Source organism: Streptomyces sp. NPDC052301 (assembly GCF_044593395.1).
Lineage (GTDB): Bacteria > Actinomycetota > Actinomycetes > Streptomycetales > Streptomycetaceae > Streptomyces.
The window spans coordinates 72,326-85,522 of sequence record NZ_JBIUBE010000024.1 but is presented as its reverse complement, the minus strand read 5'-3'; the positions used below and the strand labels follow the sequence as shown (position 1 = coordinate 85,522).

Annotated in this window: 10 protein-coding genes and 4 pseudogenes; 7 read left to right on the top strand and 7 right to left on the bottom strand. The window is 70.1% G+C overall.

From position 1 onward, the window contains the following. Together ACIHEJ_RS39090 and ACIHEJ_RS39085 are read right to left on the bottom strand one after the other, a co-directional pair. A partial coding sequence (locus tag ACIHEJ_RS39090) for a tetratricopeptide repeat protein (protein WP_400142607.1) occupies nucleotides 1-1,964 on the bottom strand: 1,964 nt, incomplete at its 3' end. 65 nt (nucleotides 1,965-2,029) lie between these two features. After that, complete coding sequence (locus tag ACIHEJ_RS39085; RefSeq protein ID WP_400142606.1) at nucleotides 2,030-2,509, bottom strand: hypothetical protein; 480 nt, start codon at nucleotides 2,507-2,509, stop codon at nucleotides 2,030-2,032. Between the two features lie 326 nt (nucleotides 2,510-2,835). Here ACIHEJ_RS39085 and ACIHEJ_RS39080 point away from each other — a divergent pair. Beyond that, a pseudogene (locus ACIHEJ_RS39080) lies at nucleotides 2,836-3,353 on the top strand (IS5 family transposase); the annotation flags it as partial. Between the two features lie 182 nt (nucleotides 3,354-3,535). Here ACIHEJ_RS39080 and ACIHEJ_RS39075 read toward each other — a convergent pair. Continuing rightward, nucleotides 3,536-3,763, bottom strand: a complete 228-nt coding sequence (locus tag ACIHEJ_RS39075; protein WP_400142620.1) for a hypothetical protein — start codon at nucleotides 3,761-3,763, stop codon at nucleotides 3,536-3,538. A gap of 589 nt (nucleotides 3,764-4,352) precedes the next feature. Between ACIHEJ_RS39075 and ACIHEJ_RS39070 the strand changes: the two are divergent. Beyond that, a pseudogene (locus tag ACIHEJ_RS39070) lies at nucleotides 4,353-5,792 on the top strand (Helicase associated domain protein); the annotation flags it as partial. Between the two features lie 332 nt (nucleotides 5,793-6,124). Here ACIHEJ_RS39070 and ACIHEJ_RS39065 read toward each other — a convergent pair. Continuing rightward, nucleotides 6,125-6,511 carry a DUF4267 domain-containing protein gene (locus ACIHEJ_RS39065; RefSeq protein WP_400142605.1) on the bottom strand — a complete coding sequence of 129 codons (387 nt, stop codon included), beginning with the start codon at nucleotides 6,509-6,511 and terminating at the stop codon, nucleotides 6,125-6,127. Nucleotides 6,512-6,573: 62 nt separating this feature from the next. On the opposite strand from ACIHEJ_RS39065, the gene ACIHEJ_RS39060 reads away from it, so the two are divergent. Next, complete coding sequence (locus tag ACIHEJ_RS39060) at nucleotides 6,574-7,035, top strand: MarR family winged helix-turn-helix transcriptional regulator (protein ID WP_400142604.1); 462 nt, start codon at nucleotides 6,574-6,576, stop codon at nucleotides 7,033-7,035. 173 nt (nucleotides 7,036-7,208) lie between these two features. On the opposite strand, the pseudogene ACIHEJ_RS39055 reads toward ACIHEJ_RS39060, so the two are convergent. Continuing rightward, nucleotides 7,209-7,682: pseudogene (locus tag ACIHEJ_RS39055) on the bottom strand (LytR C-terminal domain-containing protein); the annotation flags it as partial. A gap of 282 nt (nucleotides 7,683-7,964) precedes the next feature. Further along, nucleotides 7,965-8,312 (bottom strand): MarR family winged helix-turn-helix transcriptional regulator, encoded by a 348-nt coding sequence (locus ACIHEJ_RS39050; RefSeq protein WP_400142618.1) that lies wholly within the window; start codon nucleotides 8,310-8,312, stop codon nucleotides 7,965-7,967. Here ACIHEJ_RS39050 and ACIHEJ_RS39045 point away from each other — a divergent pair. Continuing rightward, entirely contained in the window at nucleotides 8,311-8,835 is a 525-nt protein-coding gene (locus ACIHEJ_RS39045) for an MBL fold metallo-hydrolase (protein WP_400142619.1), read from the top strand. The genes ACIHEJ_RS39050 and ACIHEJ_RS39045 overlap by 2 nt on opposite strands. A 301-nt stretch (nucleotides 8,836-9,136) precedes the next feature. On the opposite strand, the gene ACIHEJ_RS39040 is transcribed toward ACIHEJ_RS39045, so the two are convergent. Beyond that, nucleotides 9,137-9,943 (bottom strand): SAM-dependent methyltransferase, encoded by an 807-nt coding sequence (locus ACIHEJ_RS39040; RefSeq protein WP_400142603.1) that lies wholly within the window; start codon nucleotides 9,941-9,943, stop codon nucleotides 9,137-9,139. A 260-nt stretch (nucleotides 9,944-10,203) separates the two neighbouring features. Between ACIHEJ_RS39040 and ACIHEJ_RS39035 the strand changes: the two genes are divergently transcribed. The 3 genes and pseudogenes from ACIHEJ_RS39035 (at nucleotide 10,204) to ACIHEJ_RS39025 (ending at nucleotide 13,154) form a co-directional block, all read left to right on the top strand. Beyond that, complete coding sequence (locus ACIHEJ_RS39035) at nucleotides 10,204-10,602, top strand: hypothetical protein (RefSeq protein WP_400142602.1); 399 nt, start codon at nucleotides 10,204-10,206, stop codon at nucleotides 10,600-10,602. A gap of 356 nt (nucleotides 10,603-10,958) precedes the next feature. Beyond that, nucleotides 10,959-12,107: a Mu transposase C-terminal domain-containing protein gene (locus tag ACIHEJ_RS39030; protein ID WP_400142617.1), complete on the top strand. Its 1,149-nt coding sequence runs from the start codon at nucleotides 10,959-10,961 to the stop codon at nucleotides 12,105-12,107. A 77-nt stretch (nucleotides 12,108-12,184) separates the two neighbouring features. Then, nucleotides 12,185-13,154: pseudogene (locus tag ACIHEJ_RS39025) on the top strand (TniB family NTP-binding protein). Nucleotides 13,155-13,197 lie beyond the last annotated feature (43 nt).

Here is a 13,197-nt window from a genome sequence, read left to right as displayed (position 1 = left end):
CCCGCCGCCCCCCGCCATCGGGCAAGGTTGGCCCGGGCGGTCAGAGTGTCCGGGTGGTCGGGACCCAGCACCCGCAGCCGGTCGCGCAGCAACTGACTGAACGCGGTGGCGGCGCCACCCGGATCCCCCGCCGTCCCCCGCCAGTAGGCCAGGTTGTTAATGGCGTTCAGGGTGTTGGGGTGGTCGGGGCCCAGCACCCGCACCAAGTCGTCCAGCAACTGCTCGGTCTCAGTGGCGGCGCCACCCGGATCCCCCGCCGCCCCCCGCCATCGGGCAAGGTTGGCCCGGGCGGTCAGAGTGTCCGGGTGGTCGGGACCCAGCACCCGCAGCCGGTCGCGCAGCAACTGCTCGGTGGCGGCAGCTGCCGCAACCGGATCCCCTGCCGCCCCCCGCCATCGGGCGAGGTGGCCACGGGCGGCCAGGGTGTCGGGGTGGTAGGGACCCAGTCGGTGATGGGCATCTTCTGTCAGGTGTCGGAAGTGGTTGACAGCGGCAGTGAGCTGGCCGGTTTCGCCGAGGCTTGTGCCGGTGCGGTAGAGCACCTGATGGGAGTCGGGTCGCCACAGGACGTCCGCGGCGTGGTAAGTGAGGGCTGCGGCGTTAGCGCGAAGGGACTGTTCCAGGGAGGTGTCGCGAGGGACGTCGGGCCAGGCGGCGGTCAGGGCGTCGGCAGCGGTACGGGCGAGTTGGTCGTAGCGGTCGGCAGGCAGGGGATCGCGGACGGCGCGTTGGATGAGGTTGTGTACTCGCACTGTTTGATGAGTGACGGTGGAGCCTGGGCCGGTGGTTGGGTCGAGCAGGCTCAGCAGGTGCAGGGCCCGCAGCGCGTCGACCGCGTCCCCGGCTGTGACCGGGACCTGATCCTGGTGGCGAGTGTCGGGGGTGGTGCGTTGTTCGCTGAGGTGGGTCAGGGCGGGTGGGCTGGTCAGGATGGTGATGGGGATGCCGTTGGGGTCGAGCATTGCGGTCAGTTGCAGCATCGGGCGGGCCAGGCCCACCGGGCGAAGGGTGTTGGCGCGGTCGATGGACAGGGAGCAGGCAGCGGCGACGGTGGCGGCTTGGTCGTCGGGCAGGGTGCCGGGCTCGGGCAGGACGTCGTCCAGGGTTCGGGCGCGGTCGGCCAACTGCTTGCGGTAGGTGACACAGTCCGCTCGAGTGCAGGGATCCAGGCAGGAGCGCGGGCAGTCGATAGGCAGGAATCCCGCTTTCGGATCGGCTTCGTTGAAGCGAGCGTTGTTGAGAAAGGCAGCGGCCTGGGCCAGAGCCAGGGGAAGACGGCCGAGGCCGCGGGCCAGAGCATGGATGTGCTCGGGCGGGTCGGTGCGGCCGTGGGCGGCTAGGGCGGCGGTGAGGTATGCGTCGGCCTCGACCTCGGTGAACAGGCCCACATCGACGCGGTGGCGTGAGTCGCTGGTCAGTACGGGGTCTCGGCGGCGGGTGGTAACTAGGGTCTGGCCGAGAGGGTTGTCGGTGGGCGGCCACAGGTTCAGCAGGTCGGCGGGGTCGGTGAGGTCGTCCAGTACCACCATCCACCGACGCCGCGGATCTTCCCTGCCGATGGGGGGCGGTTTGGGTTGCAGCCAGGTATAGAACTCCTCGGCGGCCTGCTCCGGGCGGTCGCGGTCGGCGCCGAGCACGGCGGTGCCGGCCGCGGCGTATGCGGCGATGATCGCCTCGCGGCTGGCGGCGGTGACCCAGACCAGCAGGTCGAGCCGTCCGGCCTGCCAGGCGGTCCGGGCGTGATGGGCCGCGAGTTGTGTCTTGCCGACCCCGCCGGACCCCGTAAGGACCTGGCACAGCACCGCCGTGCCCGCCTCGGCCACCGCAGCGTCCAAGGCGCCGACGGCGCCCCGGTCTTGGAAGTAGTCCGCCTGCCGCGGGATTCGGCCCACCAGGTGCGGCCAGGACACCACGGCCCGCGGCGCGGCGTGTTGATGCACCGTCTCAGCGCGGCCGACCACCACGCCGTGATGTGCGAAAAGGACGGTCTGTGCCCTGATGTTGGGGGCTGCTTGGGTACCGGGTGCGGTTAGCCCTGGTCCGGGCCCGGTGGCGGAGGGTTTCCGATGCTCACGTCCCCCATACGCACGGCGGCCACTGACCCGTTGTCGGCCCTGATGTCGGTCCTTCCGCCGAAGGCGATGCCTTCGCCCTCGGCCGAGACGCCGCTGATGGCCTGTTGTGCCAGGGCCACCAGTTCGCGCAGCCGTTCGACCATGTCCTGCCGGTCGGGATCGTCCAGTCCTTCAAGCAGGTCCTCAAAGCGGGCCCGCCAGGAGGCCGCCACCCCAGCCCGTACCGAATCGGCCTCCCCAGAGCGAGCGCTCTCCAGCTCGCCAGCCGATCGGTCAAGGCGGTCCAGTGCCCTTTGAGGGGCACCTGGCGGCCCGCCCCGGCCAAAGAAGGAGGCCACCCTCGCCCGAATCTCGATCCACGCATCCGTCCCGGCGGCCGACGCCACCGCCGCACCCGCCGCGGAAGCCAATGCAATCAAAGCCTGATCCAGCACGCGATCCCCCCAGATTTCCCACAAAGTCGCTGCCCGCGTACCTCTGGGTGAAAAGCGTATCCACGGGAGCGGCCCCTGCGACCGGACCGCGGTCATTCTTTGACGAGGTCACAAGCCGCACTCTCAACAAGCGAGTGTCGCGCCCCAGTTGCCCCAGGCATCTCACCGAGGAACGACGAGTAGCACTGGTCGTTTCCAAAGATCCTCATCACTGCGCGCGGTATGGGCCCGGGCCCGTACTGATACTCGCCTGGCGATCGCTCTCGCCGGCCGGGATCCCGACGTCCTCGAGGAACGTGGTCGCACCCTGCGGGCCGACTACCTGCGGCGAGCTGGACTGGTCCCGCTGCGCGATCGACTCGGTGAACATGCGGGCCCTGAAAAAGGGGATCTGACAGGTCCGAATCCTGTCGACCGGGGCAAGTACGGCTCGAAGGTCCATCTGATCACTGAGCGGACCGGTCTGCCCCTGTCCGCCGGAATCTCGGGAGCGAACCTCCACGACAGCCAGGCCCTGATCCCGCTCGTGAAGGGCATACCACCCATCCGCTCCCGGCGCGGGCGCCGGCGACGCAGACCGGCAAAGCTCCACGCCGACAAGGGATACGACTACGACCACCTGCGGCGATGGTTACGCAGCCGCGGCATCAGGCACCGCATCGCCCGCAAGGGCATCGAGTCCTCGACCCATCTGGGCCGCCATCGCTGGACCGTAGAGCGCACGATGTCCTGGCTCGCCGGATGCCGCCGCCTGCACCGCCGCTACGAGCGCAAAGCCGAGCACTTCCTGGCCTTCACCAGCATCGCCTGCACCCTCATCTGCTACCGCAGGCTCGCCAAATGAGATGACGTCTAAGGATCAACGCTCTCGCAAACGTTGCCTACGATCTAGCCCCTCTCCAGTCCCTTATGAACGTGGAGATCCGCCTCTACAACGCCGATCGCATCTCGCTCACCGGTCTGGAGGGGTTCGCTCCAGAACGATTCACGCTCTTCCCCCGTCCACGGCCCATCCAGACGTGACCGTCAGCCGCCGCCGAACGCCACTACGCCACCGCGCAGCGGGCAGCGGGCAGCGGGCAGCGGGCAGCGGGCAGCGGGCAGCGGGCAGCGGGCAGCCGCCAGTGCCGACGATCCCGTGGTCGGAATAGTGGCCCACTCGCGGGCTTCGGTCTCGGTGAAGAACAGCACCTGGGTCTCGCCGGCCGAGGGCCGCATCTGGCGCGGATGGCACCACCACGTCACCCTCGTCACCGCCGCTCAGGCATTCCTCACCCTCAGGCGGCTCGACCCAAAAGTCCGCACACCGGCCTGACCCTCTACCAGGTCCTCGACGTGCTCCAGGACATGCCGAGGTGCTGGACCGGTACCTGCACCACCTGCGGACGCCCCCTGCCCCGCCCCCGGAGCAGCCACAGACAGCCCACAACCTAACGAAGCACTACTAGGCTCCACGGCCCCTTGCACAGGACGTCCTTCACCTGCTCGCACCAGGTGCCGTCGGTCTCCTCGATCAGGAACTCAATCCCGGCGCCCGCCCGGCCCGGAGGCCCAGACGGAGCCTCGACGCCCGCCCCCGCAGGAGATCTGCCACCCGCAGCGCGGTCCACCAGTCCTCGTACTGGTTTCCCGCCTTATCCGCAGCCCCCCCGACAGCCCCATCCAGCATCACTTCCCCAGGACACGACAGCAGACTTCTCATCGCCAGCAAACCCCAGCAACCCGCGACGTTATCGCCGCCGACAGACACCCGCACGCTCCAGCCCACAGGTGTCAAAAGCATGACTTAACAGCAGGTCACCCCCACAACAAACATCCCTGCCACCCACACAACGTCTAGATAATCGACATCACCGGCGAGCGCGGAGTCGAAGCGATCTGCTTCGCCGACACCCGCGGCTCCCAGGTCGAGATCATGCAGAACATCGGCCGGGCGCTCAGGCTGAACCGGGACGGCACCACGAAGATCGCGCGGATCATCGTGCCGGTCTTCCTCGAGCCGGACGAGGACCCGACCGACATGGTCGCCAGCGCGAGCTTCAAGCCGCTCGTGGCCGTGCTCCAAGGCCTTCGCTCGCACGATGAGCGCCTGGTCGAGCAGCTCGCCTCCCGCGCCCTCACCCGCAGCACACGCGAGCGCAAGGTCCACGTTCAGCGCGACGAGAACGGCCGGATCATCAGCACCAGCACCGGCGGCGGCGAGGCCGGCGGCGCCGACCAGGAGGAGGACGCCACCCAGGCCGCCGCGGAATCGGCCCTGCTCCACTTCTCCTCCCCCCGGGATGCGGGCACCATCGCCGCGTTCGTGCGTACCCGGGTCTACCGGCCGGAGTCCCTGGTCTGGCTCGAGGGCTACCAGGCGCTGCTGCGGTGGCGGAAGCAGCACAAGATCACCGGCCTGCACGCCGTGCCCTACGACGTCGAGACCGAAGTCGGCGTGACGAAGGCCTTCCCGCTGGGGCGATGGGTCCACCAGCAGCGCAAAGCACTACGGGCCGGAGAGCTCGACCGCCACCGCAAGGAACTCCTCGACGCGGCCGGGCCGGGATGGTGTGGGAGCCGGGCGAGGAAGCCTGGGAGACCAAACTCGCCGAGCTCCGCTCCTACCGGCGCGCCACCGGACACCTCGCACCCCGCCAAGACGCCGTATGGGGCGACAACGACGCCGAAGGCCTCGTACCCATCGGGCAGCACATGGCCAACCTCCGCCGCACCGGCGGCCTCGGCAAGGACCCCGAACGGGCCGCCACGCGCGCCAAGCAGCTCACCGCGATCGACCCCGACTGGAACTGCGACTGGCCGCTCGACTGGCAGCGCCACTACCGGATCCTCGCCGACCTCGCCGCCGACGAGCCCCACGGCCACCTCCCCGACATCACCCCCGGCGGACGGCGACGACATCGGACGCTGGCTCCAGCAGCAGCGCCAGCCGGCCACCTGGAAGCAGCTCTCCACCGAACAGCAGAAACGACTGACCAACCTCGGCATCAAGCCGCTTCAGGCGCCGTCTGCCGCCCCGGCGGCCACCCGCACGGCCAAGGGCCCCAGCAAGGCGCAGCTCGCGTTCCAGCCGCGGCCTTGCCGCACTCGCCCAGTGGGTCGAACGCGAAGGCGCCGACCGACCTGTACCGCGCGGCCACACCGAACACATCACCATCGACAGCGAGCCGGAACCGGTGGCCTGAAGCTGGGTGTGTGGGTCTCGAACACCAAGGCCCGGCGGGACAAACTCAGCGCGGTGCAGCGGGGCGCGCTGCGAGAACTCGGCATGGAATGGGCGTAGACCTACAACAGGCTGCCCCGACTCGTACGCTTCCCGTACGGCATGCGTACGGGAAGCGTACGCATGCCGTTGCCCGGCCCCTGGCACACTACAGAGTCGGTGGCGGCTCCAAGATCGCCGAGCGCCCCTGCCCCTCACTGCAAGGGGCGCTGGCCCGAGACGCGCGGCTTCCGGGGAACCCTGCTTCGCCCTCGAAGCAGATGTAGCCCCCGCAGGCCGCCCGCGCTCTTTTACCTCCGCCCAGGTCGCTTCCTTCCATGCGGTGACGGCCTGCTCGTCACGCTCGGCGACTCTGCGTGCAGGGACCTCCGGGCTGGAACCCAGCCGGTGCATCAGCCTCGTGGCGCCGGAGACATGTGGAACCACCACGCCGACGCGAGGTGAAGAACACCGAGGAGGCCGGCGCAGATGGCCATGCCCTTGTTCTTCTGCTGTACGCCGATCGCCGAGTCTCCGAACTGGGCCAGGCCGGCGACGGCGAGAACGGGAGCGACGGTGGACCGGTCGCCCATGGCGAACAGGGCGAGGGTGACGGCGGCGAGCGGGATCGCCCGGGCTCCGTAGGCGTTTGCGTAGAGATGTGTCCCCCCGTTGACGGCCATGCCCTTGGGAAGCGCGAGGCCGGGCCTGGCCATTCCGGCGATGCAGAAGCCGGCCGAGGTGAGGGAGGCGAGGCCGTTGGCGGCCGTGAGGACGGCCTGGACGGTGGACGAGTTCATAATCACGTCTCCCCGTGAATCATTCTGAGTGTGAATGGTTTTTTGAGGCTATCATTTTCACCATGAGCGATGTCAACGGGGCGATGGTCGGCGACACCCCGGGCCTGACCTCGACCGTGGTGTTCAGGCTCGGCACTCTCGGCACAGTGGCCACCGACCGGTTCGCACGGGAGATCGAGGGGCTGGATCTCAAACCGAAGCACGTCGGCCTGATGGCCGCGCTCAGCCTTGCCGCCGTCGCCTCCCAGCAGGAACTGGCCGCGCGGATGGGTGTCGCCCCCAGCCTGATGGTGTCGCTGGCCGACCACCTGGAAGGCCTCGGCGCGGTTCAGCGGGTCCGGGATCCGCGGGACCGCCGACGGCAGGTACTGACACTCACCGAGGAGGGGCACAGCCTGCTGGACCGCTGCACATCCTTGGCGCGGACCCTGGACGAGGAGTTCGTGGCCGGGCTGACGGAGAAGCAACGAAAGGCGCTGGGCGAGGCACTGCACGTCATGGCGAACCGCGCCGGCCTGCCGTAGAGGACGAGGGAAAGGGGGACGGCTCCTCGCTCATCTGTCGTGAGCGAGGAGCCGTTCCTGACTTTGTCGCTTCGAGGTGGTGGATTGCATCGGGCTCTCGCCCGGCCTCCCACCGCCATAACCCTGAAGCGCCGAAGTCAGTAAAGGATCACCCGGGGCGGGGCCCCGCACGGCTACGAGGCGGAGGGCTTGTAGTCGCGGCCGACGATCACGGTGACGTCCGCGTTGCCGGACGCCGTGCCCTTGGTCACGGAGCCGGCGGGCAGGCCGAGGGTCTTGGCGACCTCGGCGGCGTCGTCCTTGTGCGCGGGGTCGGCGTACACGACCTGCGAGGTCTCGCGGGTCGAGGCGGTGCCGCCCTCGAGGAAGGTGAAGCCGCCGTTGAGGAGGACCACGCGGACCTTGCCGGTGTTGTCCTTCTCACCGCAGGCGTTCTGCACGGAGACCCGGACCGCTGAACCCTGCTCGGGGCTCTTGGCGGTGCCGCCGAGGATGTCCTTGACCACACTGTTCGCCGCCTGGGCGCTCAGGGTGCCGTCGCCCTGCACCGGCAGCAGCGCCGTCTTGTAGTCGCCGCCCTTGGCCAGGTCGGCGAGCTTCGCCAGGAAGGTGCCGAGGTCCTTGTCGGTCAGGGAGGGGTCGAGGATCGCGTGCGTCATCTGTGAGGGTGACGGCACCGTCGTGATCGGCGGCTAGCCCTCCGTCGCCCAGAGCCCGAAACAGAACGTGACCCCGAGCGGGGCGAGGACGGCGAACGGGCGCTGTGTGCGGCCCGGCGTCTTTCGCTGTCCCGAGCCTGCGGCAACCAGTCGTCGCTCGTCGCGGGGCCGCTTCTCCACCTGCCCGACGACCGGGAGTCCGAAGACGCCCTGCGCCGCCTTCAGACAGGCGACGGGGCCGCCGGGAGGTGCTGTACCTGCTGCGGGGGGTCAGCTGTGATCGCCGTGCCGGGCCAGCCGTTTGAGGAGGGCGACGGACTCCGCGAGCTGTTGCTGTTCGGCGGGGGACAGCTCTGCCCCGATGGCGTCGGCGAGCCAGTCGGCTCGGCGGCCGCGGCGTGCCTGGAGTGCCTGCAGGCCTGGATCGGTCAGCATGACGAGGACCTTGCGCCTGTCGTCCGGATGGGGCTTCTGGCGGGCGAGGCCGAGTTCCACGAGTTGGCCGACGACCCGCGCCGCCGTCTGGTGGCGGACCTGCTGCCGGGCCGCGAGCTCGCTGGTGGTCATGGGCCCTTCGCGGTCGAGGTAGCCCAGTACCGCGGCCTGCGTCTGCGGCATGGCGTCGGTGGCCCGTGCGCGCCGCACCAGGTTTCCGACGGCGGCTCGCAGGTCGCTGGCGATCTCCTGCTCGTACCTCGGCGGACGCGTCCATACCCTCCGACACGGAGACACTTTCGACATCGGCCCTCTGGAATTCCACGTGTACGGGGAAAAGCACGCCACCATCCACCGCGACTTCGCCGAGTTCGACAACGTCGGCTTTCTGGTCGACGGAGTCTTCCACCCGGGCGACGCGCTCACTGTCCCGGAGGAGGACGTGCGCACGCTCCTCGCACCGGCAGGTGCGCCGTGGGTGAAACTGGCCGAGGTCGTCGACTACGTCAGGGAGGTCGGACCCGGCGAGGTCTTCCTCGTTCACGACGCGGTGTTGAGCCCCCCGGCGCTGAGCGCCCACGCTCAGATCCTGAGCAGCTTGGTCGGCGGACCGCATGGCCCGGCCGTCCGCACCTGGTCCGCAGGAGACAAAGTCGGCCTGTCCCAAGCCGCCGGCTCCTCCAGCCAGGCGGTTCCTCGGACCTGACGGCTGACCGGGCCGAGACGGAGCAGATGCCTCGGCCCGGGCCACACCGGCGGCACCAGCTTGTCGTCGATCTCACGCGGCAGCAGCGGCTCCTCCGACACCCGGCGCCTCGCCAGGGCGGGCAGCCGCTTCCCCCCTGCCGGCACCCGCTTGCCGCCACTCCCCCAGAGCCGAGGTCTCGCCAAACAGGGCCAGGAACGGCTTGACGGTGTGAGTCCGCCCGGGCACGCAGGACAAGGAGGTCCGCGCGCGCCGCGGTTGCAGGCCGACAGCGCCCGGTGACTGTCGCTGCGGGGACCGGCTAACGCGTGGTGCGCACAGCTGTGATGAAGCCGGTGCCGGACGGGTTGGCCGTTGGCCGGCCGTAGTGTGCTGCGACCGTGTCGAGCGGATGGGCCTCGGTGTCCCAGCAGTGGCCCTCGAGCCACTCAGCGGTGCCGGCGCCCAGACCGCCCTTCCACAGCGAGGTGATGTGCGCGACAGACGGATCGTCAAGGGTGGTCCGTCCGCTGCGTCCTCGCTCCAGGCCAAGCCGGCTGAGAGGAGCCGACAGTTCGCCCACAGTTCGCAGCAACGCGCCTGCCTCGTCAGCGGTGAGGTAGACCAGCAGGCCTTCCACAAGCCAGGCGGCCGGCCGGCCGGGGTCGAAGCCGGCATCGACCAGCCGGTCGGCCCAGGTGGTGCTCAGCAGGTCCGCGGGCACGGCGGTGCGGTCGCAGCGGGAGCCGGCGGACTGGGCTGCCAGCACGCGGTGCTTGAACTCGAGGACCGGTGGCAGGTCGAGCTCGTACAAGCGGGTCCCGGACGGCCAGGAAAGCCGGTAGGCGCGGGTGTCCAGTCCGGCTGCAAGCAGGACCACCTGATCGCAGCCGGACTGGAGGAGCTGATCGTCGTAGAAACGGGTCCGAATCACCGTCTGGAACCTCAGCGCGACCGCCAGCGGGCCCCAATCCCGCGGCAGCCGCGCCGGCTCTCCGCAGGCGGCCAGGAAGGCCTCAGCGTACGGATCATCGAACAAGGCATTGCCCGCTGCGCTCTCGTCAGCACGGACCCGGGCCACGGCCAGCGCCGTCTTCGACACGGCGCTCAACGATTGCCAGTGCGTCATGACGGCCGACATTACAACGGCGGCGATCCACCGGCGACGATGCATCCGAGCCATGGACATGAGGCACCTCCAGGTCGGGGATGGCGGCCGGGGCGACGGGCTGCGCGAGCTCGCGCATCGCCTCCGCCACCGGCTGCGCGGCCCGCTGCTGAAACCGCTCGCAGATCACCTCACCACTGTTCCGGACTGGCAGAACACGCCTGAAGGCCGGGTGGAGGCTTCACCGTCATCGGGGCCGACGCACCCCAGGCCGCCCCGCAGTGGGGCCTGTTCGAGACCGCCCCGCCGCGGCGCGGGAGAAGGCGCTGGCCTGGCAGCGGCACGTGCGGGAAGTCGAATACGGCCTGCCTGGCGGCCCTGGCAGCGAAGGGACGGTGCGGGAGCAGTACGACCCCGAACGGCACACGCTGGCCGAGCGGGAGCAGGCCAAGGCCCAGGAACTGACCGCGCTCGGCTTCAGCCGGGTCTCGCGCACCACGGTGCAGCGCATGCGGCTCGCCTACCGCAAGCAAGGCCTGTGGGGGCTGCTCGACCACCACACCACCCGCGCCTCCAGCCCCACCGGGCGGCCGACGAACGGGTCGTCGCAGCCGTCCGCGAGGCGCTGCGCCGCCGCGGCCGCTCCCGCGGCACCATCAGCGGCGGCCTGTTCCCGCTGATCAACCAGATCCTTGAAGACCGGCACGGCCCCGGCACGGTGCCCACGCCGTCGCAGGCCACGCTGTACCGACTCGTCACCGCCCTGGCGCGGCCCGGTGAACTGCCCTCCGGGCCCGTGAGGCAGGTGCCCGCAAGCGTCGACGGGCGGGCCTTCACCCCCGCCACGGCGCTGCGGCCGGGTGAACAGGTCCAGGTCGACACCACCCGCCTGGACGTCCTCGCCCTCTTCGACGACGGGCGCCTGGCCCGGCCCGAACTCACCATCGCCGTCGACGTCGCCACCCGCGCCATCCTCGCCGCCGTGCTGTGCCCCAGCGCGACCAAAGCCGTCGACGCCGCCCTGCTGCTGGCAGAGATGGCCGTCCCGCACCCCGCCCGGCCCACCTGGCCGGACATCCTGCGCATGGACCACGCCCCCGCACTCCCCCACCAGCGGCTGGCCGCGCTGGACGAGCGGCTGACCGGGGCTGCGGCCCGGCCCGTCGCCCTGCCCGAAACGATCGTCGTCGACCGCGGCAAGATCTTCATCTCCGCCGCGTTCACCGCCGCCTGCGAACACCTCGGCATCAGCGTCCAGCCCGCCCCGCCCCGCGCCCCCACCGCCAAAGGCATCGTCGAGCGCGCCTTCGGCACCATCAACGCCCTGTTCTGCCAGCACCTGCCCGGCTACACCGGCTCCGACGTCACCCGCCGCGGCCCCGACACCGAGAAAGACGCCTGCTACAGCGTCGCCCAGCTCCAAGACCTGCTTGATGAGTGGCTGGTGCACTACCACCACCGGCCCCACGAAGGCCTGCGCCACCCGCTGATGCCGAGAAAGGCCCTCACCCCGAACCAGATGTGGGCCGCGCTGGTCGCCGTCGCCGGGTACGTCCCCGTCCCTCTCACCCGAAACGATTACCTCGAGCTGCTGCCCGTGCGCTGGCAGGCCGTCACCGCCTCCGGCATCCGCATCCACCACCGCACCTACGACCACGACCTGCTCGCCCCCTACCGCGGCCAATCCTCCCCGGTCGCCGGCCGAGACGGCAAATGGGAGATCCACTACAACCCGCACGACGTCCGCCAGATCTGGATACGCCTGCCCGACGGCCTGCTGACCGAGATCGGCTGGATCCACCGCGACCACGTCCACCAGCCGTTCAACGACCGCACCTGGCAGCACATCAGGACCCTCGCCACACGCGGCAACCACGGCGACATCGAGCAGCAAGAAGCCGACCTCGCCGACGCCCTCGACCAGCTCATGCGCCGCGTCCACAGCGGCCACGCCACCACCACCGAACAGGCCCTCATGGCCCGCACCGCCCCCCTCCCGCTCCCCGCAGCCCGCCACCCGCAGCACGACAGCGCACCGAGCGCCGACAAGTCGACCGAGTGGGACGCGGACGACAGCATCGACGACCTCGACGACCGCCCCGAGATCGAAGACGACACAACTGCTCTCACCGCCCCGTACGGATTCGGGCTCTACGACGCACACGAGGAAGCCGACAAGTGGTGAACCCCCGCCCCCACAGCACCGCACCGACCAGCACCGCCACCGACGCAGGCGGCGGCGCGGCCGAGCCGTCCTGGCCCCTGACCACCTGGCAGGGCTGGAACCGCTTCGCCACCACCGACCCGCCCGCCCCGCCCCGCCCCGGTGACCCGCCCCGCACCACTGAAGAGCGCCTCGCCTACCGCTCCGCGTTCGTCACCATCCGCACCCCCGCCATCAGCACCCTCGCCACCCAGGTGCGCACTCTGATGCTCCTCGGCCGCCACCAACAGGCCACCGCACGCCCCTCGCTGATCGTCACCGGACCCGCCGCAGCCGGCAAAAACCACCGCCCTCCTCCACGTCGGCCGCGCCTGCCACCTCGCCCACACCCGCAAAAACCCGCCCCCGCCCGGATCAGCCCACACCGCCGCACCCGTGGCGTACGTCCTCGTCCCGCCCGGCGCCACCGCGAAAACCCTCATCACCGAATTCGCCCGCTACCTCGGCATCCCCGTAACCACCCGCATGACCCAGACCCAGATCACCGACGCCGTCTGCCACACCTAGACCACCGCCGGTGTCCAACTCGTCCTCATCGACGAAATCCACCGCCTCAACCCCCGCACCACCACCGGCGCCCAAACCGCCGACCTATTGAAAGACCTCACCGAACGCCTGGCCGCCACGTTCGTCTACGCCGGCATCAACGTCACCGACACACCCCTGTTCAGCGGCACCCGCGGTGCTCAACTCGCCGGACGCGCCACCCTCATCACCTGCGGCCCCCTCCCCGCCCGCCACGGCAAACGCGAACCCTTCCGCGACGTCATCACCGACATCGAAAACGCCCTCGACCTCACCCACCACAAACCCGGCACCCTCCCGGCCCACGCTGCTTACCTCCACCAGCGCACCGCCGGCCGCATCGGATCCCTCACCCGCCTCATCCGCCAAGCAGCCATCACCGCCATCGGCGACGGCACCGAACGCATCACCAAAACCACCCTCGAAGCCATCCGCCTCGACCACCTCGCCGAAACCCACCACCGCCCCACCCGCAGCCGCTAACCCCCGCCACCGGCACAGCAAAAAAGCGGCGACCACCACAAAC

Bases quoted from the DNA above. Each gene is read 5' to 3' on its own strand.
- ACIHEJ_RS39040 (WP_400142603.1), bottom strand. From the start codon at position 9,943: ATGACGCACTGGCAATCGTTGAGCGCCGTGTCGAAGACGGCGCTGGCC.
- ACIHEJ_RS39050 (WP_400142618.1), bottom strand. From the start codon at position 8,312: ATGCCGCAGACGCAGGCCGCGGTACTGGGCTACCTCGACCGCGAAGGG.
- ACIHEJ_RS39030 (WP_400142617.1), top strand. From the start codon at position 10,959: ATGGCCGTCCCGCACCCCGCCCGGCCCACCTGGCCGGACATCCTGCGC.
- ACIHEJ_RS39045 (WP_400142619.1), top strand. From the start codon at position 8,311: ATGGCGTCGGTGGCCCGTGCGCGCCGCACCAGGTTTCCGACGGCGGCT.
- ACIHEJ_RS39065 (WP_400142605.1), bottom strand. From the start codon at position 6,511: ATGAACTCGTCCACCGTCCAGGCCGTCCTCACGGCCGCCAACGGCCTC.
- ACIHEJ_RS39060 (WP_400142604.1), top strand. From the start codon at position 6,574: ATGAGCGATGTCAACGGGGCGATGGTCGGCGACACCCCGGGCCTGACC.